The 24252-nt window shown below is 55.7% G+C and carries 17 protein-coding genes and 1 pseudogene; 9 read left to right on the plus strand and 9 right to left on the minus strand.

Going from position 1 to position 24252, the window contains the following annotated elements:
• Nucleotides 1-10 precede the first annotated feature (10 nt).
• The 5 genes from HMPREF6485_RS12905 to HMPREF6485_RS12925 all read left to right on the plus strand — a co-directional run bounded on the left by HMPREF6485_RS12905 (nt 11) and on the right by HMPREF6485_RS12925 (nt 9712).
• Complete coding sequence (locus tag HMPREF6485_RS12905) at nt 11-3265, plus strand: C10 family peptidase (protein WP_004347093.1); 3255 nt, start codon at nt 11-13, stop codon at nt 3263-3265.
• A 146-nt stretch (nt 3266-3411) separates the two neighbouring features.
• Nucleotides 3412-5529 (plus strand): patatin-like phospholipase family protein, encoded by a 2118-nt coding sequence (locus tag HMPREF6485_RS12910; protein WP_155814446.1) that lies wholly within the window; start codon nt 3412-3414, stop codon nt 5527-5529.
• 219 nt (nt 5530-5748) lie between these two features.
• A complete protein-coding gene (locus HMPREF6485_RS12915; RefSeq protein WP_231294368.1) occupies nt 5749-6072 on the plus strand; it encodes a hypothetical protein in 324 nt (107 codons plus the stop codon).
• Nucleotides 6073-6250: 178 nt separating this feature from the next.
• Nucleotides 6251-8419, plus strand: coding sequence for a TonB-dependent receptor (locus HMPREF6485_RS12920; RefSeq protein ID WP_004347100.1), 2169 nt, complete (start codon nt 6251-6253; stop codon nt 8417-8419).
• Between the two features lie 276 nt (nt 8420-8695).
• Nucleotides 8696-9712: a hypothetical protein gene (locus HMPREF6485_RS12925; protein ID WP_044126467.1), complete on the plus strand. Its 1017-nt coding sequence runs from the start codon at nt 8696-8698 to the stop codon at nt 9710-9712.
• Between the two features lie 693 nt (nt 9713-10405).
• Here HMPREF6485_RS12925 and rsxA read toward each other — a convergent pair.
• The 7 genes from rsxA to HMPREF6485_RS12965 all read right to left on the minus strand — a co-directional run bounded on the left by rsxA (nt 10406) and on the right by HMPREF6485_RS12965 (nt 16221).
• On the minus strand, nt 10406-11008 hold the full coding sequence (rsxA, locus tag HMPREF6485_RS12935; protein WP_004343418.1) for an electron transport complex subunit RsxA: 603 nt from the start codon (nt 11006-11008) through the stop codon (nt 10406-10408).
• 68 nt (nt 11009-11076) lie between these two features.
• Entirely contained in the window at nt 11077-11664 is a 588-nt protein-coding gene (rsxE, locus tag HMPREF6485_RS12940) for an electron transport complex subunit RsxE (RefSeq protein WP_004343417.1), read from the minus strand.
• 13 nt (nt 11665-11677) lie between these two features.
• Entirely contained in the window at nt 11678-12310 is a 633-nt protein-coding gene (locus HMPREF6485_RS12945; protein ID WP_004343416.1) for an RnfABCDGE type electron transport complex subunit G, read from the minus strand.
• A gap of 42 nt (nt 12311-12352) precedes the next feature.
• Nucleotides 12353-13351: an RnfABCDGE type electron transport complex subunit D gene (locus tag HMPREF6485_RS12950; RefSeq protein WP_004343415.1), complete on the minus strand. Its 999-nt coding sequence runs from the start codon at nt 13349-13351 to the stop codon at nt 12353-12355.
• A gap of 43 nt (nt 13352-13394) precedes the next feature.
• Entirely contained in the window at nt 13395-14789 is a 1395-nt protein-coding gene (rsxC, locus tag HMPREF6485_RS12955; RefSeq protein ID WP_004347106.1) for an electron transport complex subunit RsxC, read from the minus strand.
• A complete protein-coding gene (locus HMPREF6485_RS12960; protein ID WP_004347115.1) occupies nt 14786-15706 on the minus strand; it encodes a Fe-S cluster domain-containing protein in 921 nt (306 codons plus the stop codon). Before HMPREF6485_RS12960 ends, rsxC begins: the two co-directional genes overlap by 4 nt.
• A gap of 95 nt (nt 15707-15801) precedes the next feature.
• Nucleotides 15802-16221, minus strand: coding sequence for a SoxR reducing system RseC family protein (locus HMPREF6485_RS12965; RefSeq protein WP_044126469.1), 420 nt, complete (start codon nt 16219-16221; stop codon nt 15802-15804).
• Between the two features lie 541 nt (nt 16222-16762).
• Between HMPREF6485_RS12965 and HMPREF6485_RS12975 the strand changes: the two genes are divergently transcribed.
• Nucleotides 16763-17056, plus strand: coding sequence for a hypothetical protein (locus tag HMPREF6485_RS12975; RefSeq protein WP_004347121.1), 294 nt, complete (start codon nt 16763-16765; stop codon nt 17054-17056).
• A 522-nt stretch (nt 17057-17578) separates the two neighbouring features.
• Here the strand turns inward: HMPREF6485_RS12975 and HMPREF6485_RS12980 are convergent.
• Complete coding sequence (locus HMPREF6485_RS12980) at nt 17579-18331, minus strand: DNA alkylation repair protein (RefSeq protein ID WP_004347123.1); 753 nt, start codon at nt 18329-18331, stop codon at nt 17579-17581.
• A 312-nt stretch (nt 18332-18643) separates the two neighbouring features.
• On the opposite strand from HMPREF6485_RS12980, the gene HMPREF6485_RS12985 reads away from it, so the two are divergent.
• The 3 genes and pseudogenes from HMPREF6485_RS12985 to HMPREF6485_RS12995 all read left to right on the plus strand — a co-directional run.
• Nucleotides 18644-21718: a SusC/RagA family TonB-linked outer membrane protein gene (locus tag HMPREF6485_RS12985; RefSeq protein ID WP_004347127.1), complete on the plus strand. Its 3075-nt coding sequence runs from the start codon at nt 18644-18646 to the stop codon at nt 21716-21718.
• 39 nt (nt 21719-21757) lie between these two features.
• A complete protein-coding gene (locus tag HMPREF6485_RS12990) occupies nt 21758-23395 on the plus strand; it encodes a RagB/SusD family nutrient uptake outer membrane protein (protein WP_004343404.1) in 1638 nt (545 codons plus the stop codon).
• Between the two features lie 42 nt (nt 23396-23437).
• Nucleotides 23438-23715, plus strand: a pseudogene (locus HMPREF6485_RS12995) (DapH/DapD/GlmU-related protein); the annotation flags it as partial.
• 323 nt (nt 23716-24038) lie between these two features.
• Here the strand turns inward: HMPREF6485_RS12995 and HMPREF6485_RS14265 are convergent.
• A partial coding sequence (locus HMPREF6485_RS14265; protein ID WP_211205729.1) for a hypothetical protein occupies nt 24039-24252 on the minus strand: 214 nt, incomplete at its 5' end.

Raw genomic sequence — 24252 nt, forward strand, 5'->3', positions numbered from 1 at the left:
CATTTACAACATGAGACACATTCTGTATTCGCTACTACCGCTGTTTTTTTCCGTTACGGCGTTCGCCGGAGAGATCAACCAACAGAAGGCGAAAAAGATTGCGGAAAACTTCATGGCTGCACGCGGCAAGAGCGTGGAAAGCCGACAACAGCCCCATAAGGCCATAAGAAGACAAAGCAACCGTAACACGCGGAAAACTTTTTATTATGTATTCAATGCCGCTTCCGGCGACGGCTTCGTCGTGGTTTCGGCCGACGACCGCACCACACCGATACTGGGCTACGCCGACAAAGGCTCGTTCAGGGAAGACAGACTGCCCCAAAATGCGCGGGCCTTCCTGCAAGGCTACATCGACGAAATGGAGCGTCTCGACGCCCAAGGCACAAAGCCGACAGTGGCGCAAGCCCCCTCCCGCCCCATCCGGGCCGGACTTCCAAATGCAGTGGAGCCACTGCTGAAAATGGAGTGGAACCAGTATGCCCCCTATAACGACCTGTGTCCCAACTACTTCACGTATGAGGGCGAACAGCTGCGCAGCGTGACAGGTTGCGTGGCCACGGCCGTGGCACAGATCATGAAGCATCACAGACACCCGGAAGCCACACTCACGGACATCCCTGCCCTGAGCTGCAAATATGTCACCGTAGACGGCGTGAAGAGCGTTTCGGTGCCCGCCATCGGGCAAGGCACACCCTTAGCCTGGGACAAGATGGTTGCCAACCATGAGGAAGGGGTCACATCACAGGCGCAAAACGAGGCTGTGGCCACCCTCATGCGATGTGTGGGACAGGCCGTGGGTATGCGCTGGGGCCGCATCTCAAATGCCGGAGGCACAGGGAATGTGACCGACGCATTGAAGTATCACTTCGGATATGACGACGGCGTGCGCGTAGTTTATCGCAGCCGCACCACCCGACGGGAGTTCACCGACACCATCTGTGCCGAACTGGCAGCCGGCCGTCCGGTGTTCATGGCGGCCTCCAACACCGGAGGCGGTCATGCGATGGTGATCGACGGATACACGGCCGACGGACTTTTCCACGTGAATTGGGGATGGGGCGGCAATGCCGACGGCAACTACGTGCTGTCGGTGCTCAACCCCGGCGACAACACGGGAGCCGGAGCCAGTCCCACAAGCGACGGCTATTCGCTCAACCAAAATGTCATCATAGGCATCCAGCCGCCCGACGGAGTGCCTTTCCACATCGACGAGACCAACGTGATGAGGAGTCATTTCTTCACCTTCAAAGAGGCGGAAAAGACCATCAGCTACGACTATTGGAATGCCACCTCTACCTCCATCGACGTGGAGTTCGGACTGGGGACGATAGCCCAAGACGGCTTCATCACACCCGTGTACACCTATTCGCACAAGGGCGTGGGTGCCACCAAGGGCTTTTGGGCATGGGACTTCTCGGTAGACGCCCTCTCGTCGAAACCCGGAGTGCATCGCGTGATTCCCATCTCCCGGCTCATGGGCACCACAAGGTTTTATCCCAATGTCGTGAATCCGCAGGAAAACTACACCGAAGTGACGGTGGCCGGCGACGGGACAATGCAGATGAGGCAGATGAGCGAACTCAACGACATCACCGTCGTACAAGTTGATTTCCCTGCCAATATGAAGCCCGATTGGCCGCAAAATGTCAAGGTGACCTTCGACCACAAAGGCAACGAAAGCTACCAGCCCGTTTACTTCTTTGCCAGCCGCACGCCCGACAAGGGGAAACCACGGAGTTGCACAGCCGTCACTTTTGCCAAAAACGGTCTTTCGGAGGGCTTGTTCTATTTCGTGCCCAACGCTGAGGGGATGTGGAATTATTGGCTTTCACTTGACAAGGAGGGCAAAGACCCCTTCTGTTCGGGTGGCATAAGTGTGGGCGAGGGCAACGATCCCATTGAAGATCCTGAGAATCCGGGGCAGCCGCCTTCGCCGCCAGTGGAGCCCGACCCTCCTCTTATTCCGGAAGACCCGAGGACATTGGCTTTCGCCGGCCTGCACGTGGCAAATTCGGAAGGAAGCCACTTCTATGGCAGCATCATGGAGGCAAGCATCAAGTTGCTCAACCGCGACTCCATCGACTATCAAGGTATGTTCAAGGTGGCTTTGCTGCTTGATGTCAATGAGGTGGTCGGCATGAAAGATGTCCCCGTCTTCATGCCTGCCAACACGCATGGGGAGACCCACCGGTTCCATTTCACCGACCTTGAACCCGGACGTGAATACATCCTGCGCATCACCTTTGCCGATGGCCGGGAGTTTGCATGGAGTCCCGTCTACACCTGTGTGCCCAGTGTGACCTGCTTCAATGCAGAAGGGCTGGTGCAGGTGATGCGGCAGGCACCCACCATCAGCATACCCGCCAAAGCCACCTTCGTCGACATGCGCGGAGTGGCCGGGGTGAACGTGGTGCATCCCAATGACAATCCGAACACCGTCTATCTTGTTGACCTCAATGTGCCCGTGCCTGCAGGGTTGGAAGCGTGCAACGTGGTCAAGGGCTACAACATCAGCGAATTGAGGCTCACCGACGGTTACGATTTCTTCGTCAGTAGTTCCTTCTATGCCGACAAAGCGGTCTACACGCGCCGACGGTGGCTCGCTGCCAACGGGCAAAAGGGATGGAGCACCATCGTGCTGCCTTTTGAAGTGAACAGCCTCAAAAACGGAAACGGCACGCCCGTGAGTTGGGCTCGGTCGGCTAATGCCGCTCCGCAGGCCTTGCAGGTGAAACGCTACATGGGGAATGCCGGCAACTCGCTGCTCTTCAAGCACGTGACCGGAATGCAGGCCAACACGCCCCACATCGTGGCATGGGCAGGAGAACACAATGGCAACACCAACGCCACCACCGACAGAGAGGTGCAGTTTGTGGGTACCAATGTGCTCATCGATGCCTACGCCACTCCGGGAACAATCATCGAAGACTACGGTTTCCGTGGCGTGTTGTCGACCACCGACCTCGGCGAGGTCTACCGGCTCAACTCCGAGGGCAACGCCTTTGTCCGGACAGCCGGCCCCATCAATGCTTTCCGGGCCTACTTCCTCCGCAACCCTTCGGCCGGTGTCGGACTTTCCACACTGTCCATAAACCACTATGACAACGACCCTACGGACGTGGCCGATGTGAAGGCCGGTGAGCAGCCGGCTGCGGACACCCCCATATTCGACACCACCGGCCGACAGGTAGGCACAGTGGGCGACTTCAGGCGGTTGCCCAAGGGCATCTATATCATAAAAGGTAGAAAGTTGGTAAAGAGGTAACTTTTCCGGCCCGTGACATGGAAGGCGTGTCACGGGCCTTTTTCGTGCCTTCCACCCGTTCTCCCCACCCTCCTCATCACTTTTCCGCTGCGTGATGCCCGTTTCTCGATTATTTTTCCAATATTTGCAAAGTGAAACAGATGATTATGGCCATGAAAAGGAATATGGGATGCGTGAAGTTTTTCGCGATGACAGTCTTTCTGCTGCTTTCGGTCACGATGGGCACCCGGGCACAAGTGGCCGGACAAGACACGTTGGCCGTGGGCGACTCGGCGGAAGTGGCCGACAGCCTTCCGGCCGTGCGCAAGCGGGTGGGCATCGTGCTGGCCGGCGGCGGAGCCAAGGGCATGGCCCACATCGGTGTGCTCAAGGTGTTGGAGCGGGCGGGCATCCCCATAGACCTCATTGCAGGCACTTCGATGGGCAGCATCATCGGGGGGCTCTACAGCATCGGCTGGAATGCGGCCGTAATGGACTCTATCGTGAGAAAGCAAGACTGGATGTTTCTCCTCACTGACAAGGAACACTACTACTCGCAAAATCTCTTCCACCGCGAACGGCAGAACACCTACCTGCTCACTCGTAGCTACACAGCCGGACAAAAGAATCTCTCGGAGCGCGGCGGTATCATCCGCGGCACCAATCTGGCCAAACTCTTCAACCGCCTGACCACGGGCTACACCGACTCGCTCGACTTCAACCGCCTGCCCATCCCCTTTGCCTGCGTGGCCACCAACATCGTCGACAACACCGAATATGACTTCCACAGCGGTGTGCTGGCCGAGGCCATGCGGGCAAGTATGGCCATTCCGGGTGCCTTCACCCCGGTCAGAAAAGGCGACATGGTGCTTGTGGACGGCGGTCTGCGCAACAACTATCCCGCCGATGTGGCCCGTTCGATGGGGGCCGACTACATCATCGGTGTCACCGTGCAGAGCCCGCCGAAGACCGCCGACGACCTCGTTTCAGGGGCGGGGATATTGGGACAAATCATCGATGTCAACTGCAAGAACAAGTATGCCGCCAACCTTGCCATCACCGACATAGCCATCAGGGTGAACACCGAGGGCTACAGTGTCGCCGGTTTCGCCCCGGCCGCCATCGACAGCCTCATCCGCCGGGGCGAGGAGGAGGCCATGAAGCATTGGGACGAGATTATTGCGCTGAAGCGGAAACTCGGAATCGGGGAAGACTACCGGCCCGCACGGCTGAGTCCGAAGCCCGAGGCCACGGTGCCCGTTGACTTTGCCGTGAAGGAGGCTGCCACCCGTCCGCCACACGACCGGGTGGTGGGCAGCGTAGGGGTGCGCTTCGACACCGAGGAAATGGTAGCCCTCCAACTCAACGGTGTCTACCGGTCGGCACGCCTGCCCGTGGACTTTTCGGCCACATTGCGCCTCGGCCGCCGCGTGATGGCCGGCGCACTGGCATCATGGATGCCGCACAAGTCGGCCAAAGTGGAACTGGGCTACACCTTCCGCCACAACGACATCGACATCTGCAACGTGGGGCACAACGACTACAAGGTGGTGTACAACCACCACCGGGCCAACCTGACGCTCGCGGGCATCAACATCCGCAATCTTGTGGCCGACCTCTCCGTGCGCTGGGACTACTACAACTACACCCAGCTGCTCATTTCGCGCAAGATGAGTCCCGGAGACATCACGCTCACCGATGACCACTACTTCAGTTACCATGCCAACGTGCATTACGACTCCGAGAACAACGGCCTCTTCCCCACCCGCGGTGCCCGGTTTGTAGCCGAATATGCATACGTCACCGACAACCTCGCCCACTACAACGGCCATGCGGGCTTCAGCGAACTGAGTGCACTGTGGCGCATGAGCTTCCCTATCACCAAGCAGCTCACCCTGCAGCCCATGCTCTACGGCCGGCTGCTCTTCGGCAGCGAGATACCCGATGTGCGGCGCAACATGATTGGAGGCCTGTGGTTCGGCCACTATCTCGAACAACAGATGCCCTTTGCCGGTCTCGGCCGCATCGAAGCCACCGACAACCAGTTTGTTGCCTGCCGGCTCAAGGTGCAGGCACAGCTCACAACCAACAACTTCGTGCTGTTCAAAATCGTTGCGGCGCAGCATGGCGACCGCCTGCGCAACCTGCTCGACCACGGCCCCATGATGGGCTATCAGCTCGGCTACTACTACCGCACGATGTTCGGTCCCGTAGGTGCCGCTCTGGGTTATTCCTCCAAGGCCGATCGCCCCAACTTCTACATCAACATAGGTTTCGAGTTTTGAGCGGCGGCAAGTTCGGAGAGACTGTATGGACAAGCCGGGTGTGCCCGTTTACGGCAGCCGCCAAGAAGGTCGGAAGAATGGTTAAAATAGTCTAATATAAACGGAGAAAATGTATGATTGTCAAATAAATATTATACATTTGTAGCATGAATATACGGTGATTTCGCCCTCCGGCATGAATCAATGCGGAGAAAGCGGAACCTTACACGCTATCGGAAGATGAACATAAACAAGCATAAAAGAATGGTCGTGGCATGGATGTTATTGGTGACATTCATGTCTGTGCTTGTGATTAAAGATTCTCACTTCCATCATGTGCCGGACAATGCCGTGGCATCGGCTTCCACCGATGGGTACGGGCAGACCGTGCAAGGGGCATGTTTTATTTGTGATTTCACGTTGCATAAGGCAGGCGTGGTGACAATGGCCGACTTTCATCCATTGCTCTGTTTCACCATCGTCACGCCATATACTTTCATTTCGCAGACTGTCTACCGCCATATTGATGCCGTAAACAGTCACTCTCCGCCTGCTGTGGCATAGAGAATCTTTCCATAGATTTGACTTTTTCCCGATTATTTCCGACTTCCAAGAGCCTCTTTTGTGGCCCTCTTGCCGGCATTGGTGTGCTTTGAGTCCACACCTGCCGCGTGCAGGCGGCTGTGGAGGTGCAGAAGTCCATATCAGCATTCATATTTTCAAGATGAAACGAAGTACATATATGTCTTGTGTATATGTGGCTTTCTGTCTGCTGTTGTCTGCCCTTGCTGTGCCTTCCAAGGCCGCGCAGACGGCGGTGAAAGACCACACAGACAAGGCGTTGACGGCACCGGCCGACAGTGCGCGGGCCGCAAAAAAGAAACAGAAGGGCAAACTCCTGCTCGACAAGGAACAGAACATCGGCGAAGTCGTGGTGACGGGCGAGCGCCGGGAGACAAGCGTCAACAGCGTGAGCAACCGGATATCCGAAACCATCATTGACCGGTCGATGGGCAAATCTCTGGCTTCCATTCTTGAGCACGTGAGCGGCGTGAGTTCCATACAGACCGGGACATCGGTGGCCAAACCCGTCATCAACGGCATGTACGGCAACCGCATCCTCATTGTCAACAACGGTGCGAGACAGACCGGACAGCAATGGGGACTCGACCACGCACCCGAAATCGACCAGAACAGCAGCGGTTCGATAGAGGTGGTGAAGGGTGCCGAGTCGGTGAGATACGGTTCGGAGGCCTTGGGTGGCATCATCGTGATGGAACAGAAGGCCCTCCCCTACCGGCAGGCAAAGGCCGAAGGCCACGTCAACACCCTCTACGGAAGCAACGGACAACGCTATTCGGTGGTGGCGCAGGCTGAGGGCACAATGCCTTTCGACCGCCGGTTGGCATGGCGGCTGCAAGGCACCTACGCCAACTCCGGCGACCGGAAGACGGCCCACTACCTGCTCAACAACACGGGTTTCCGCGAGCACGACCTTGCGGCCACGTTCGGCTATAAGTTCGACAACCTGCGTGTGGAGGGCTATTACAGCATGTACAACATGAAGACGGGTGTCATGCTCAGCGCCCAGTTGGGCAGCGAAGACCTGTTGAAGGAGCGCATCGCCCTCGGAAGGCCCATCGTGATAGATCCCTTCACGCGCAGCATAGGCTACCCGTTCCATCGAGTCGTCCACCACACGGCCATCGGCAAGGTCTACCTCGATGCCGGCCGATACGGCAACTTCTTCTGGCAGACGGCTTTCCAGAGCGACGACAGAAAGGAAAACCGCATCAGGCGTATGAACCACTCAGACATTCCGGCCGTGAGTATGCACCTCACCTCGTTTCAAAACCTGTTGAAGTGGAACCTCTCCTACGGCCGGTGGGACACCGAGGCGGGCGGCTCCTATCTGCACATACGCAACAAGAATCAGGAGGGTACGGGTGTCGTGCCGCTCATCCCCAACTACACCGAATATGACTTGGGGGCCTACGCCATACAGAAATACCGCCTCGGGGCATGGAATGCCGAGGCCGGCATACGCTTTGACAATCAGGAGACGCGGGCCGCCGGTTACGACTACACGGGCCGCCGCTACGGAGGGCATCACACCTTCAGTAACCTCTCCTACGACCTGGGGGCCAACTACCAGCCTTCGGAGCGGTGGAAGTTCACCTCCAATCTCGGACTGGCGTGGCGCGCCCCCCATGTCTACGAGCTCTACAGCAACGGCAACGAACTCGGCTCGGGCATGTTTGTCATGGGCGACTCGGCCATGCACTCGGAGCAGAGCACGAAGTGGATCACTTCGGCCAACTACAAGGGCCGCCTCGTCAGTGTGCGTCTTGATGCCTACCTGCAATGGATCAATGGCTACATCTACGACGAGCCCACCCACCAGTACATCACCGTCATCTCGGGTTCGTATCCGCTTTTCAAGTACAAGCAGACCGATGCCTTCTTCCGCGGTGTGGATCTCGACGTGAGGGTGAAGCCCGTGGAGCATCTCGAATATCACCTGCTGTCGGCCTTCATCTGGGCCAACGAACGGAAGACCGACGCCTATCTGCCCTACATCCCCTCGGCACGCATCGACCACGACCTCACTTGGGAGGGCATCAGGCTGGGCGGCATCAGCCTCTGGGCGCAGCTGAAGCACCGGTTTGTGGCCAAACAGCGGCATTTCAATCCTGCCAGCGACCTCATCCCCTTCACGCCTCCCTCCTACAGCCTTTTCGGTTTCGAGCTCGGAGCCGAATGGAATGTCGCGAAAGGCAGCCGTCTCCGTCTCCTGCTTGCCGCCGACAACCTCTTCAACAAGGAGTATAAAGAATACACCAACCGTTCCCGCTACTATGCCCACGACATGGGGCGCGATGTGCGTTGCACGGTAGGATGGTATTTCTGAAGGTTTTAGGAGGGCTTTGTTTTAGGAGTTAAAGGGAGTTAAGGAGTGAAAGGGAGTTAAGACAATAGTCTTTCCTCTTATAAGGCTCCTACTCAATTCTCTGTCATTCAGACTATTGTTGTCATTTCTTTAACTCCTAATATAAAGGAAAAGGTGCTGTCTCAACTCCCTTTAACTCCTAACACAAAGGAAAAAAGGTGCTGTCTTAACTCCCTTTAACTCCTTAACTCCCTTTAACTCCTATACACACAATAACCCATTTAAACCAATATGAAAATGAAAAGAAACGTATTGAAATCAGCCTTGACGCTGCTCTGCGCAGCGTTGTTTGCCGTGTCGTTCAGTGCTTGCAGCAACGATCCGGACACGCCTGTAAACGAGAACGACAAAAAACTGCATGAAGACCCGGCCAAAGTGACCATCGAACTCGTAGAATGCCACATGCACGGCTCATGGAACAAAATCGAGACCAATGGAGGCCCTCACCAGAATCCGGAGAGTAAGGCCAAATATCTGAAGCGCATTCAGGAAATCACCTACGAGGTGAAGCCCGGAAAAGGTTGGACGCTTGCCGAAGGCAGTCGCGACAAGTTCTATGTCATCAAGGCCGAAGACTATGGCAAGCCGGGCGACCCCAACCCCGCTCCCATCTATCTGATGTTCATCAAATACTACAACAACAAGGGTGAACTGATGAATAATCAGTTTGTTGAGAACGGACAGGATGCCATACACCAGCACTTCTTCACCGTGACCAACATCAAGTCGTTGCTCACCGAACAGCCCGAGGCCGACACGGAGACCACCAACTACATAGAATATAAATATGTGGACACCACGCCTTGGAACGAAACCTTCCACAGTGGCAAGGCCCAACTCACCGGAAAGACCAACCCCATCGGCCTGAAAGGTGCCATCAGATTCTTGAAAGACCGGGTGACGATGGACTTGAAAATACGTCTGTATCATGGCTATCAAGGGAAGAAAGACGCCAAGAGCGGCACGTTCAGTCCGTTCTACAAACCTTCGGCCCTGCAAATTCAGCGTGGCACTTGGGACATCAACATCAACGTTCCAGTTGTGGTCTATGCCAGCCGGGCCGACGAGATCGCCGAACTGGATGAGAACATGGACTTCGACAAGATACCCGAAAACAGTTTGAGCGAAGGTAGCAACAAGTTCTTGCAGGCCATCATGAAAGCCTTTGGCATCTCTTGGAAAGAGGCACTGATGGATTACCACAAGGTGTATTACACCGCCGGCGACACCGAGTCGGGAGCCATTTGGTTATAAGGTTCACCCGGTTATTCCGTATTTTCACAATAGCAAAAGGAGCACCGGTGTGCTCCTTTTTTGTGCCCTTAAAAGCGGAACGGTGGATAACTGACGGGGAGGCGAATACGGACCTTGGGCACGCACCGACAACGATCGGTGAAAGGCGGCTCCGAAAAACGCGGATGACGGTGAATAATATGGACAAAAGTGCGTCCGCCAAAAATCTCCAACCGGAACGGAAAACCGACTTTAAACCGCTGGAAAAGCCTTGCGATTTTCTCGTTCAGTCTCTTCGAGTCTGCGAAAGAGCCACAGTTGAAAGCTAAAAGGGCCACAGTTGCGACACAACTGTGGCCCTTTTTCAAGACCGTTTGGGCCCTTTCAGGCCTGTTTCCGGCATCAAATTCGTGTCTGTAAAATTCAAATGGCTGACTGTCAGTGTTTTGGAAACATCGCCAAAATTTGCTCATTTGCAGCCGAGTGGTTGTCGGTTGCAAATATCGCAAGCACAGAGGCCGAAAACGAACAAATAGCTTAACAATCCGTTCCATCCGGAATGTCTCTCTACCGCACATCGGCTAAGCCCTTCCTTGCCTCTTATGCCCCCTTCTCCTGTGGAGACGCTTAAAAGCCCCCCGGCCTCTGTGCCAAAAAGGCTTAGGCCTCTTCGCAATTTCCAAAGGTTCGCATATAGGCCGGAGAGGGCTTCCGTCAGTCAAGCCCAAAGAGTGTTTTCAGTCCGCCGTCGACTCCCGAAAAGCCCATAAAGGCCAGTGAGAGCAGGCCTGCTGTGACGAGCACGATGGCCATGCCCTGCATACCGCGGGGTATCTTCACCAGCGATTGCTGTTCGCGCAGACCGGCAAAGACAATCAGGGCCAACGCGAAACCGAGTGCCGTGGAAAAGGCGTAGACCACGCTTTGCAGCAGGTTGAAGTCTTTCTGAATCACGAGGATGGCCACACCGAGCACAGCGCAGTTGGTCGTGATGAGCGGCAGGAAGATGCCCAAAGCCTGATAGAGGCCGGGGCTCACCTTCTTCAAGATGATTTCCACCATCTGCACCAGTGCGGCTATCACGAGGATAAAGGCCAGCGTCTGGAGGTACGCGAGGCCGAAGGGGTTGAGCACGTAGGTCTGCACGAGCCATGTCACGATGGTGGCCAGTGTCAGCACGAAGGCCACAGCAGCACCCATGCCCATCGCGGTGTCCACTTTTTTGGAGACACCGAGGAACGGACAGATTCCGAGAAACTGGCTCAGAATGATGTTGTTGACGAAAATGGCCGAAATAAATATCAATAAGTATTCCATGTTGTGAGATTCTGAATGATAAGAATGAGGGATTCGGCCCCTGCGAAACGGGGCCGGACTGCCCGCCTTTACTTCTTGGCCACCTTATTAAATATGGCGATGAGATAGCCCAAGGTGACAAAAGCACCCGGGGGCAGGACAAAGAGCAGGATGTTGGTGGACTCAGGCAACAGACCAATGCCGAAAATGCTGCCTGCCCCCAGCAGCTCGCGCACCATGCCCAACAGGGTGAGGGCACAGGTGAAACCGAGGCCGATGCCCAGTCCGTCGAACAGACTGGCCACGGGTGTGTTCTTGGCCGCAAAGCTCTCGGCACGCCCCAAGATGATGCAGTTGACCACGATCAACGGGATGAAGATGCCCAGCGACTTGTTGATGCTGTCGGGGGCGTAGGCACTCATGAACATCTGAAGCATGGTGACGAAGGCGGCTATCACCACGATGAAAACCGGAATGCGCACCATGTCGGGCGTGACACGCTTGATGCACGAGATGACAAAGTTGGTACACACAAGCACGGCCATCGTGGCCAGTCCCATCGACAGACCGTTGATGGCACTGGTGGTGGTGGCCAGTGTGGGACACATGCCAAGGAGGAGCACAAAGGTGGGATTCTCCTTGATAAGACCATTGAGGAATATCTTGAAATTGCTCATAACTGTTCGTTGTTTATCCTTTCTTTACTTTGGAAGCGCCGCTGTTGCCGTCGATGCGTCTCTTGGCATAGACGGCGTAGGCCTGATTGACCGCCTTGAGGAAGGCGCGGCTCGTGATGGTGCTGGCCGTGATGGCATCCACGGCATTGCCCCCCTTGTCGTCCTTGCTCACATGCAGGTCGCCCGTGGCAGGCGACTTGCCGATGATGCTGCCCTTGCCGTCTTTCTGGAACCACTTGTCGGCCTTGGCCCCCAGTCCCGGGGTTTCGGAAGCCTGAAGAATGGTGTAGCCGAGGATGTCGCCTTTGGGGCCGAAGCCCACCAGCACCTTCAGGTCGCCGCCAAAACCGCCCGTGGTGCTCTCCACGGCGGCCCCGAGCGAACGGCCGGCCCGGTCGCTGCACCGATGGATGACGAAGGCCAGTTGCTTGCCGTCGACCGTCTCCACGGCCTCTTCAGGTGCAGCCACTTGGAGGTTGTCGCTGCCCATCACGCTCTTGATGCCCGCAGCCAGCGTCTTCTCCGCCTTGGTTGCTATGGGGCCTTCGGTGATGTGGTTCACGTAGGCCAGCACGGCTCCCATGACCAAGGCCACACCCACCAGCACGATAACCATATTGGGCAATGTTGATTTCAATTTTTCCATTTTGCTGATTGAAGTTTTGTAGTTACACGTTTTCCGCCGCGGTCAGTTCTTCGCCGGCACCTCGCCGAAGCGTTTGGGCTTGACATAGGTGTTGATGAGCGGCGTGAAGGCGTTCATAATGAGAATGGCAAACGACATGCCCTCGGGGTAGCTTCCCCAGTTGCGGATGACCACGGTGATGAGACCGATGGCCACACCATAGATGAGTTGTCCACGGGCTGTCATGGGTGAGGTCACATAGTCGGTGGCCATGAAGATGGCTCCCAGCATCAAGCCGCCGCTCATCACCTCCGAGAAGGGGTCGGCATAGACAGGATTGGCCAGATGCAGCAGGCCGCAGAAGACAAACACCGTGCCGATGATGGACAGGGGGATGTGCCAAGTGATGATCCGCTTCCAGAGCATGTAGGCCAAGCCGAGCAGCAAGGCCAGTGCACAGATTTCGCCCACAGTGCCCAAACCCAACGTGGGGTTGGTGCCGAGCAGCATCTGCGTGGCCGATGGCAGGCGGTCGAGCACCGATGCGTCGCCCGTCTTGATGGCCTCTTTCATGATGGCCAGCGGCGTGGCTCCGGTCTGCGCGTCGAGATAACTGCTCCACTGCCCGGCCACGGGCCATGAAGTCATCTGTGCCGGGAAGCTCACCAGCAGGATGCAGCGCCCCACCAGAGCGGGGTTGAAGGGATTGCAACCCAGTCCGCCGAAGGTCATCTTGCCCACCCCGATGGCGAAAAGCGCACCGAGCATGATGATCCACAAGGGCAGATTGCCGGGCAGATTCATGCCCAAAAGCAGACCGGTGACGATGGCCGAACCGTCGGTGAGGGTCGGCTCCCGACGCAGAATATATTTGGTGATGGCCCACTCAAAGAACATGCAGGCGGCAACACTGGTGAGCAGCACGACTGCGGAGCCGAGTCCGAAGTAGACAAGCGAGACGAGGATGGCAGGCATGAGGGCGATGACTACGCCAAACATGTTTTTCTCCACACTGTCGGTCCCGTGGGCATGCGGACTTAAAGATACGATTAGTTTTCCCATTGTATGATGTTCGATTTTTCCGATGATAGAATGATGCCGGCCGTCAGGCACCGGCAACCTTGGCTTTGGCTGCTTCGGCCTCGGCACGGGCCTTGGCCGCGCGTGTCTTGATGATACCCATCACAGCCCCCTTGCCCTGCAAGATGTTGTCGAGCAACGGGCGGTGGGCAGGACACGTGAACTGGCAACTGCCGCAGGCGATGCACGACACCACGTCTTCCGCCTCCAGCCGTTCGTGCTCCTTGAGCGACGACAGAGTGGCCAACAGATAGGGTTCGAGGCCCATGGGGCACACCTGCACGCACTTGGCACAGCGTATGCAAGGCTGCACGGGCTTGCGCCGGGCGTCGCTCTCGGTGAGCACGGTGATGGAGTTGGTGCCCTTGCACACCGGCACGTCAAGGCTCATCACGGCCTTTCCCATCATGGGGCCACCCGCAAGCACTTTGTTGTCGCCCTCGGGCAGTCCGCCGCAAAGGTCGATGAGTTGGCCGAAGGTGGTGCCCATGCGCACCAGAAAGTTGCCGGGCTGTTTCATCTGTTTGCCGGTCACGGTGGTGTAACGCTCGAAAAGCGGTTTGCGTTTCATCACCGCCTGATACACGGCAAAAGCCGTCCCCACATTCTGCACGATGGCCCCCACATTGACGGGAATGGCGGGTGGGGCCGGCACCTGACGGCGGATGACGGCATCCACAAGCTGCTTCTCGCCGCCCTGCGGATATTTCTGTGCCAGCGGCACGATCTCCACGCGCGGATCACCGGCCGTGAGTTCGGTGAGCAGGCGGATGGCCTCGGGCTTGTTTTCCTCGATGCCGATGTAGCCGCGCTCCACTTTGGCGGCTTTCATGAGCAGGTCGAGACCCACGAGAATCTCACGGGCGTGCTCCATCATGAGCCGGTAGTCGGAGGTGATGTAGGGTTCGCACTCCACGCCGTTGAGTATCACGCATTCGGCTTTGGCCGTGGGCGGCGGACAGAGTTTGATAAACGTGGGGAAGCCTGCGCCACCCATACCCGTCACACCGGCCACTTTCACGCGGTTGACAATCTCCTCGGGTGTGAGCTCGGGGTGCATATCGAGCGTCTCGAGCGTCTCGGAGCGGTCGATGCTTTCCTCCCACTCGTCGCCCTCCACATTGATAATGATGACAGGCTGACGGTAGCCGGTGGCATCGATGCTCGTGTCGAGTTTGAACACCGTGCCCGACACCGAACTGTAGACGGGGGCGCTGACGAAGCCCGAAGCCTCGGCTATGAGTGTGCCCACCTTCACTTTGTCGCCCCGGCCCACCACAGCCTTGGCCGGAGCGCCGATGTGCTGGCCCAACGGGAAGATGGCCCGTGTGGGCAGGGGGGCCACCCGGGTGGGCATGTCGGCCGTGAGTTTGTTCTCGGCGGGATGCACACCGCCTATTCTGAATGTATGTAATTTCATGCTTGAGGTTCCTCCTTGACGGTTTCTTTGACATTGACTGCGGCCACGGTCTCTTGTTTCGGTGCGCTTTCTTCGGCCGGCCGGGGCTTGCGCACGGGGAAGTTGACCTTGATGATGGCCCCCGTGGGACACACGTCCACACACTTGGTACACAGCCGGCACTTGTTGAAGTCGATGTAACTCAGGTTGTCGGTGATGGTGATGGCATCAAACTTGCACTCCTTTTCGCACTTTCCGCACCCGATGCAAGCCACCTCACAGGCTTTTTTGGCCACCGCTCCCTTGTCCTTGTTCACACACAGCACATACACGCGCCGGCCTTTCGGCCCCTTCTTGCGCAGTTCGATGATGTGACGCGGACAGGCTTTCGCACAGGCTCCGCAGGCCGTACATTTGTCTTCGTCCACTTCGGGAAGTCCCGTCTCGGGATTCATGTGGATAGCATCGAAGTTGCAGGCCGCCACACAGTCGCCACAGCCCAGACAGCCATAGCCGCACCCCGTTTCGCCAGCACCGGCCGAGTGCATGGCGGCACAGGTGCGCAGACCGTCATACTCGGCGATGCGCGGCCGATGCTCACAAGAGCCGTTGCATCTCACTACGGCCACCCGGGGCTCGCTCGCAGCCACAGCCATGCCCAGCAGGTCGGCCACGCGGCCCATCACCTGCTCACCGCCAACGGGACAGAACAGGCCGTCGATAGACCCACCGTCGGCTCCCTTGACGAGTGCCGAGGCCAGTCCCGAACAGCCCGGAAAGCCGCAGCCGCCGCAGTTGGCACCGGGAAGCACCTCCTGCACCTGCCCCAAGCGGGGATCTTCTTCGACGGCAAACTTCTTGGATACGAGAAACAGCACCAGCGCTGCAACCAGCGCGATGGCTCCAAGTACCAAGACCGCAATCAACATAAAATTCATAATACTTTTTTTATTTGTTTTAGTTATAGACCGATGATTTCCGTTGTGTTGTCCGCGTCCGTTGTCCGTGCCGGTTCACACGCCGCGGAATGGTATCAGAGAGGAGATTTTTCCAGTTGGAATGTCACGTGCCGGCTTATCTTGCCGCGCAACAGCCAGACCGCCAGATAGTAGGGAGCAAGCACACCCAGTGCCGAGAGAGCCGCCCAACCGTCGCTGCCCGTAAGCAGCCGCACAGCCACGAGGGCCGCCATCATCAGTGCCAGCGGCAGCACATAGGCATAGAGACCCGCCGTGAAGCCCACACTCCTGTCGGCCAAGACCACCACACTATCGTCCGCATGGTAGCGGCCGGAGCTGTCGCCCACATCGATAATCTTGTCTTGGGCCTCTGCGGAATGGCAGTGGGATGCCACCCGACAGGCGGCACAGCCGTCCGACTGGCGTATGCGCACATGCACACATCCCGGCTCCACCGACTCCACGACCCCATGATGTTTTATCTTGGCATCCATGATTTGATTTGTTTCTTCGTTGTTCGCACGCTCCACCGAAAGTATTGTTTTGCAAACTCGGTGTTGCAAATGCAAAGTTAATGCTTTTCCACCAAACCCGCAAGCGTTCACGGCAAAAAATCGTTGACGATGCATAAATCTTGCATCTTAAACCGTGTTTCCCACCGAATGATGATTGTTTGACATAAAATAAACGTTAAATCTTATGTTTTAAAACTCCCGGACTTGACACATTAAGATTTTTTTCTTTACCTTTGCAAATAGAAAGCAGTCTCACACAGGCTAATAAACACTCAAATATCCAATATCTAAATCTCACTTCCATCATGAACATCGACAAAACTGAAACCGACATGCTGACCATCTACGTGGACTTTTCACGCTCCTCGTTGGATGACGACACCCAAGACAACATCGTCTTGGGAGGGGAAATTTGGTACAACTGATTCTGACAAATGACACTTATACGGCATTCCCGTAAACAAAAACAAAGAGGATATGGCTTACGGGCCTATCCTCTTTGTTATTGACAGACAGCGACATGGCGCGAAAAAAGATATACCGGTGTACCGCCTGCGGCTATGAGGCCGACATCTATGAGGGCCGCGGATTCATGGGCCAGCACATCGCAACGATGGCTTGCCCCGACTGCCACACGCTGCAACCGCTCGTGGTGGGAGGCGTGATAGGCGACTCGGCACCATCGTTCAGCAGCGAAGTGGGCCGCCTCTGCCTCGGGTGCGGCAGTGCCCGCATAGCCAAATGGGACGGCCACACCTGTCCGCGCTGTGGCGGAACCATGACCGACACCGGCCGCTACGAGTTCTGGACATGAGGTGCGAGAGCTCCCCCAGCCTGCTTCTCGGCACCCGGGTCTTTCTGGTCTGCCGATGTTTGGTAGAGAGACATCCGGATGGATAACTGTCAAACTATTTGGTCGTTTTGCGCCTCTCTGCTTGAGATATTTGCGACCGACAACCCACCCGACGTAAATAAGCGATTCTGGAGACATCTTCAAAACGCTGACAGTCAGTCGTTTGAATTTTACTGACACCTATTGGGAGCCAAAAATGATTCTGAAAGAGCCCTGGCGGGATTACAAAAGGGCCCCAGTTGTGTCGCAAACGTGGCCCTTTCGGCATTCAACTGTGGCTCTTTTGCAATTCCGGAAAACCGAAATGAGAAAACCGGCAGACTTCTTCGGTGTTTTAAAGCCGGTCTTCCACTCTGGTTGGAGGATTTTGGTAGACGCGTGTTCGTCAATATTATTCACCACTGTCCGATAACTTGCAAAGACAGCTTTTATAGGTGTAGGTAAGGAGCAGGGGCACTTCCCCATCGAATATCAACTGTTTTACTATTTGCGCATCAGGTGTTTTCGTGTCTCCTTGTCGAAATGCTCGATAGCGTAGCGCAGCATGGTGCGCGGCATCTCGCTGCGGTGGGTTTCCACAAAATCGTACAATCGCCGGCGGTCGCGCTTGCCGGCTTCCCGAAGCATCCACCCCACCGCCTTGTGCATCAGGTCGTGGGGATGGTGGAGCAACTGTAAGGCCAACCGATAGGTGTCATCGAGTTCGCCGACTTTGATGAGCGCGTAGGTAGAGACGATGGCTATGCGGTTGTCCCAAAGCAAGTCGCTCTCCGCCAACCGATAGAGGACATCGCGCGGACGGCCTATCAGGTAGCGGCCCACCACCTGCGGAGCCGAGAGGTCGACAAGATCCCAGTTGTTGATGCGCGCGGAATGTGCCAGATAGAAGTCTACCAACCTCCCCCACTCCTGCTCCGCCGCCTTCTTTTCGGCAGGAGGAGTCTGCCGGCGGGCCAATGTCTTTTGGCAGCGTTCGGCCTGCATCACCAAGATAAAGAGCGCACAGGTCCTCATCTCGTGCCATTCGCCGGCCAGCAGGCGGTCGATGTCGGCCATGCTGAGGTCGGCAAACCGTTTGGCCACGGTTCTGATGTCGGGCACCACCACACCTATAAACTTATCTCCCTCGCCGTATTCTCCTTTCCCGGTCTTGAAAAACCGGGGCAGAAGCAGACGCTTCTCTTCGTTGACAAAGGTTGACAATGCCTTGAAAACCTCTTTCGTAATATCTTCCATACTGCGTTGACAATTTTATATTCGATGAAATTTCTTCTTCAAGAATAGTCGGACACGATGATACGGCAAAGGTATGAAAAAAGGAAATATGCCCCAAAGGTTTCATGGCAAATCTTTCCGAATCTTCCTTAACAGCTCTTTGCGCTATGTTCCATCATGGTTACATTGCGCAAAATAGGTGAAAACATGTTACGGCTGGCAAAGAATGTGATAGAAATTATAGCTATCTTTTCGCACAGTCGGCATAAATTTGCAGACAAAAGAAAACGACAGAAACTTATGGTTAAAGAATCTTTTTAATTGATTTCTCACATGAAAAACTTGCAAACATCAGTTGGAAAACTCTTGCTGTCTGCTGCCATGACACTCTCGTGCGCGGTGGCGATGGCGCAAAACAAGGTGACGGGAACCGTCATCGACGACAAGGGCGGCCCCATTATTGGAGCCACCGTGCGTGTGAATGGCTCAAAGGAAGGCACAGTCACTGATCTTGACGGCCATTTCAGTCTCTCGGCTGCTCAGGATGCCAAACTCAGCATCTCCTACGTGGGCTATGTGACCCGTGAAGTCGACGTAAAGGGCACGAAACCGGTCAAGGTGGTGCTCTCCGAGTCGGCCAAATCCCTCAACGACATTATCGTCATCGGTTACGGCATCCAGAAGAAAGCCGACCTCAGTTCGGCTATTGCCGTGCTCGATGCCAAGGAAATCACCAAGACCCCGGGTGGTCTTTCAGCCGGCTTGCAGAGTCAGGTGCCCGGTGTGCAGGTGACCAACGGCCGCATCCACATACGTGGTGTGGGATCCATCAACAACACCGACCCGCTCTATGTGGTCGACGGAATGATTGGCGGAGCCGTGCCCGACGAGAACGACATCGCCTCCATACAGGTGTTGAAGGATGCCGCCTCTTGTGCCATCTATGGGGCACGCGGTGCCAACGGTGTCATCGTGCTTACCACCAAGCGCGGCAAGGCCGGCAAGACCACCGTCGACTATAACGGCTATCTGGGCTGGAAGACATTTACCAACGAAATAGACTTGCTCAACGGGCGGCAGTTGGCTGAGCTCATCAACGAGGAGATGTACAACATCAATCCACAACGCACCGACTACATGAAGGGACTTTCCGACCCGGAAGCCATCGGCGAGGGCTACAACATGTTCAAGGCCATCACCCGCACGGGCTCCTACCAGAAGCACAACGTGAGTGTCAGCGGCGGTTCAGAGAACGCCAACTTCCGTGTCACGGGCATCTATGGCAACGACAAATCGCTCTACGTGAAAGAAGGTTCGGAAAACTTTACCATGAACGTGGTGTCCGATTTCAAGAAAGGTATCTTCGGTTTCGGGGAAACCGTAACCATCGGCCGCAACTTGAACCACAACACTGATATGCTCAAACTCATCAGCATCAAGTGGAGTACGGCTTGCCCCATCTACGACCCACAGGCTCCCACGGGCTATGCCGGTGCCTCGCTGGGCACGGATATGGAAAACCCGCGTGCCACGGCCGACAACACTTGGCATCACAATGAGACTAACACCATGACGGGCAATGCCTGGCTGACGGTTGAGCCCATCAAGGGACTGGTGTATAAGTTTAACTTCGGAGCCGACCTCTACCGCTTCAACAGCCGCAGCTATGTGGCCGACTACTACGTAGGCGACTACCAGAAGAATACGCCCGACACCTACTCGATGGGCAACAACCGCAGCAACCGCTTCCTTTACGAGCACACGCTGACCTATGACAAGGCGTTCGGCGACCATCGGCTCAACTTCATGGCGGGCATCACCTCCGAAGAGACCAAGGGCTACGGCTTCAATGCCAGTGCCCGGGCCATGCCCGGCAGAGAGGTGCTCATACTCGGCGCGACACAAAAGGCCGATTCTAAGGAAGTGGGCAGTTCGGAATTGCACAACTCGATGTATTCCTATCTGGCACGTGCGATGTACAGTTATGCCGGCAAATACATGCTGACGGCCAACTTCCGACGCGACGGAAGCTCCAATTTTTCCAAGGCCAACCGTTACGGAAACTTCCCTTCATTCTCGGCTGCATGGCGTGTGAGCCAGGAAAAGTTCATGAAGAGCCTCACCTGGCTTGACGACCTGAAGCTGCGGGCAAGCTGGGGCAAGCTCGGCAATGCCAACATCAGCCCTTATCAGTATCAGTCCACCGTGTCATTTAATGCCGTGCGCTACTACTTCAACGATGTGGAGCACACCGGCGCACTGCCCATGACACCGAGCAATCCCGATGTAAAGTGGGAAGCTTCCACCTCCACCGACATCGGTTTCGACCTCACCATGCTCAAGAACAGACTCTCCCTGACAGCCGACTACTATCGCAACAAGACACAAGACATGCTCGTCAATGTGCCCATTGCCCGTGCCGCAGGCTATATCGACGCTTTCCCCACCATGAATGCGGGCAGCATCGAGAACAAAGGGTTCGAACTGGTAGCCACTTGGCGCGACCACATCGGCGGCAACTTCGACTACAGCGTGTCGGCCAATCTCTCCACTGTGAGCAACAAAGTGCTCGGTTTGGGGGCTAACAACGAGATCTTTGCTGCCAACAATGTGACTTGTACCCGTGTGGGAAACTCCATCGGACAGTTTTGGGGCTACAAGACGGCGGGGCTGTTCCGCAGCGATACCGAAGCAGCCTCCTATGTCAATGACAAAGGCGAACGCTTGCAGCCTGCCGCCAAGGCCGGCGACATCAGGTTTATCGACCTCAATGGTGACGGTGTAATCAATGCCGACGACCAGACTTTCATCGGAAATCCCATCCCTTCGTTCTCCTATGGCTTCAGCGTTGAGGCGCAATACCGGGCCGCCATCGGCACCTTCGACTTCTCGATGGTCTGGAACGGTTCGCAGGGCAACGACATCTACAACAACACCCGCTACTATGGTGAGGGGATGTATCACAACTACGCCTGCTTCAGTTCCACGCTCAATCGCTTCCGGGCCGAGGAACTGACCTTCGTCAATCCTGTTTCGGGCAAGACCACTGTTTATCCCAAGAACACCGAGACTGACATGCCACGTGCCGCCTATGGCGATCCTAACCAGAACATGCGGCAGAGCGACCGCTATGTGGAAAACGGTTCCTACCTGCGACTGAAAACCATCGTGCTGGGCTACACCATGCCCAAAGACTGGTGCCGGCGTGTGTATATGGAGAACATGCGCTTCTATGTGGGTGCCAAGAATCTCTTTACTTTCACCGGCTACACCGGTTACGACCCGGAAGTGGGCGACCAGGACTCCTCGGGCACCAACCTCACACGCGGTGTGGACGGACTGACTTCATGGGATCTCACGTTTCCCAACAACAAGGAGTTCTACATCGGTCTCCAGTTGACTTTCTAAGCCCGTGAAAAAGAATCAACCATCAATCAAAACAACGACATGAAACAACATATCACCAAAATCATTGCTGCCGTCTGCATCTGCACGGCCATGACAGGCTGTAAGCCCGATATGGATATCAACAATCCGGCTGAGGCTTCCACCGACAACTACTATAAGAAAAAAAGCGAACTCGAAAACGCCCTCATCCCGGCCTATCAGGCCCTTATCGGGCGCAAACAGGGAGGATACTGTTTCACCACGCTCTTCACCCTTCTCGCGCCGGGCGACGATTTCCGCCGCACCTACAAGTGGGCGGCCATGTATCAAGACACCTACAACACCCCTGCCAGCGACGAGGCCGCCAAAGGCCCGTGGCAAGACTGGTTCAACGGCATCATGGCGGCTAATCTCGCCATTGACAAAATCAACCAATTTAACGACAAGAGTGTATCGGCCGAGGAACTGAATACGATGCTTGGACAGGCACTGTTCCTGCGTGGATTATTCTATCTCAATCTCGCCTCCATCTACGGAGAGACCATTCCCCTCTACGATCACGCCATCGCCACCCGCGACGACTACTATCCCGGCAATGCCGAGAAGGGAGCTGTCTATGCACAGATTGTGGCCGACTTCACCAAAGCCGCCGAACTGTTACCTGTGCGCAGCAAGTTCTATAGTAAGGCCGACAATATCGGCCGTGCCACACAGGGCTCCGCACTGGGCTTTCTGGCCAAGGCCTACCTCTGGCGGCCCATCATTGAGAAAGGCCGGGAGGCGGAATATGACAAGGCACGACCCGTGCTCAAACGCATCATCGACAGTGGGGAATACGAACTCAATGCCAATTTCCGCGACAACTTCACCAACGACCCGAAGAAAGAAAACGGCAAGGAGAGCATTTTCGAGGTGCAGATGCACAACGGCAATAGCTGGATGGGAGGCGACCTGAGCGACTCGTGGCGATGGATCAACATCGGACTGCCCGACGGGACGGGTGGATGCTGGTGGAATCTGGCACCCACTAAGATGGCCTACGATGAGTTTGAGGAGGGCGATCCGCGGCGATACATGACACTCTGGTGTCCGGGAGGAGCTACGTTTACCGACAGTAAGGGGAAAATCGTTACCTTCGAGATGATGAACGAGAAGTGCTCTTCAGACAAAGACCTCTATGGCACACGCAAAGCTTGTCCGGACGTGAACATCTCTGATGCCGACGACGATTACAACGATCCCCTCATGCGCTATGCCGACATTCTGCTCATGTATGCCGAATGCCTTCATGCTGCGGGCAAGGACGGTGCGGACATCAGCGACCGGGAGGGGGCCAAATACTGGATTCAGCAGGTGCGCAACCGTGCCAACAACGTGGTGCCTACCGAGCAGGCGCATTTATGGTATCAGCACTCACCCGGCAAACTGCCCACTGTAGACGAACTTCTTGCCGCTGCTCCCATCATCAATGGTTTCAAGATGGACAACGTGATGAATCTCATCATGCACGAACGTTGTGTGGAACTTATGGGCGAATACTACCGATACTTCGACCTCATGCGCTGGGGCATGAAAGACCCGCAGTATCTTGAGCCGATCAAGAAACTGGGCTGGTCGGAACGAAAAATGTATCTGCCTTTCCCACAAGACGAACTAAACAATGATCCCAACCTGACGGGAAATGATGCCAATAAGTAGACCTTTTCGTCGCTCTCCGCTACCTATCTCCTTACACATCTCTTCGGCCATCACGTGTTCATCGCCTCTCTCACTGCTCGTTCTACACGGCCGGACATCCACTCGATGTCCGGCTACGTAATGCAAGCGTGCAGTATGCACGCCCCATCAGCGTAGGGAATAATGTGTGGATAGGTGGCAACGTGACGGTACTGACGGGGGTAACGATTGGCAACAATGTCACCATCGGAGCCGGTTCGGTGGTCACGCGCGACATTCCCGACAATACACTGGCAGTGGGCAATCCCTGCCGTGTCATCAAATCCATTGACGAGGAGTAGTTGCACACCCGTTTGAACAAGAAAACAGGACATTCGTGTTAACGGAGCTTAAAAGCAGGGTTGAAAGTTAAATTATATACAAAATATAATCAAAAAGAATCGATACATTTGGTAGTATGAAAATATATGCCTACATTTGCATCGTGTTTTTCATGGTATTAGATTATTAAGGTTAATAAAAGATTGGTTGTCGTGAGACAATCAATTTTTTTTTGCCCTTTTCCAAACATCGAAAAACGAATGCTTGATGAGCTTCAAGCATGATACTATCAATCTTGCGTAACTATTATTATCAGTTTTTTCCCGTTTTTCCTGTCATGCCGTCATTTCCACCTGCAACAGCCTGAAAACCAGAATGACGGCGGATGACAGGAAGGCGGGCTGGTGACGTCAGGAAGGAAAAGGGAGGTTTGGCAGGTGAGTTCGGTGCGGTAGATGATGCAGGTAAAGCAGGTGTGTACATGACCTCCCGCACCCACCCACTTCGCCCGTTCCGGCCTCACCGGAAAGGCGGCCCGGGGCACACACACGAAAAAG

Origin of the sequence: Segatella buccae ATCC 33574 (assembly GCF_000184945.1) — a bacterium.
GTDB classification, from domain to species: Bacteria; Bacteroidota; Bacteroidia; order Bacteroidales; family Bacteroidaceae; genus Prevotella; species Prevotella buccae.

Coding starts and splice junctions, on each gene's coding strand:
- HMPREF6485_RS12905 (WP_004347093.1), top strand. CDS start 11: ATGAGACACATTCTGTATTCGCTACTACCGCTGTTTTTTTCCGTTACG.
- HMPREF6485_RS12910 (WP_155814446.1), top strand. CDS start 3,412: ATGGCCATGAAAAGGAATATGGGATGCGTGAAGTTTTTCGCGATGACA.
- HMPREF6485_RS12915 (WP_231294368.1), top strand. CDS start 5,749: ATGAACATAAACAAGCATAAAAGAATGGTCGTGGCATGGATGTTATTG.
- HMPREF6485_RS12920 (WP_004347100.1), top strand. CDS start 6,251: ATGTCTTGTGTATATGTGGCTTTCTGTCTGCTGTTGTCTGCCCTTGCT.
- HMPREF6485_RS12925 (WP_044126467.1), top strand. CDS start 8,696: ATGAAAAGAAACGTATTGAAATCAGCCTTGACGCTGCTCTGCGCAGCG.
- rsxA (WP_004343418.1), bottom strand. CDS start 11,008: ATGGAATACTTATTGATATTTATTTCGGCCATTTTCGTCAACAACATC.
- rsxE (WP_004343417.1), bottom strand. CDS start 11,664: ATGAGCAATTTCAAGATATTCCTCAATGGTCTTATCAAGGAGAATCCC.
- HMPREF6485_RS12945 (WP_004343416.1), bottom strand. CDS start 12,310: ATGGAAAAATTGAAATCAACATTGCCCAATATGGTTATCGTGCTGGTG.
- HMPREF6485_RS12950 (WP_004343415.1), bottom strand. CDS start 13,351: ATGGGAAAACTAATCGTATCTTTAAGTCCGCATGCCCACGGGACCGAC.
- rsxC (WP_004347106.1), bottom strand. CDS start 14,789: ATGAAATTACATACATTCAGAATAGGCGGTGTGCATCCCGCCGAGAAC.
- HMPREF6485_RS12960 (WP_004347115.1), bottom strand. CDS start 15,706: ATGAATTTTATGTTGATTGCGGTCTTGGTACTTGGAGCCATCGCGCTG.
- HMPREF6485_RS12965 (WP_044126469.1), bottom strand. CDS start 16,221: ATGGATGCCAAGATAAAACATCATGGGGTCGTGGAGTCGGTGGAGCCG.
- HMPREF6485_RS12975 (WP_004347121.1), top strand. CDS start 16,763: ATGGCGCGAAAAAAGATATACCGGTGTACCGCCTGCGGCTATGAGGCC.
- HMPREF6485_RS12980 (WP_004347123.1), bottom strand. CDS start 18,331: ATGGAAGATATTACGAAAGAGGTTTTCAAGGCATTGTCAACCTTTGTC.
- HMPREF6485_RS12985 (WP_004347127.1), top strand. CDS start 18,644: ATGAAAAACTTGCAAACATCAGTTGGAAAACTCTTGCTGTCTGCTGCC.
- HMPREF6485_RS12990 (WP_004343404.1), top strand. CDS start 21,758: ATGAAACAACATATCACCAAAATCATTGCTGCCGTCTGCATCTGCACG.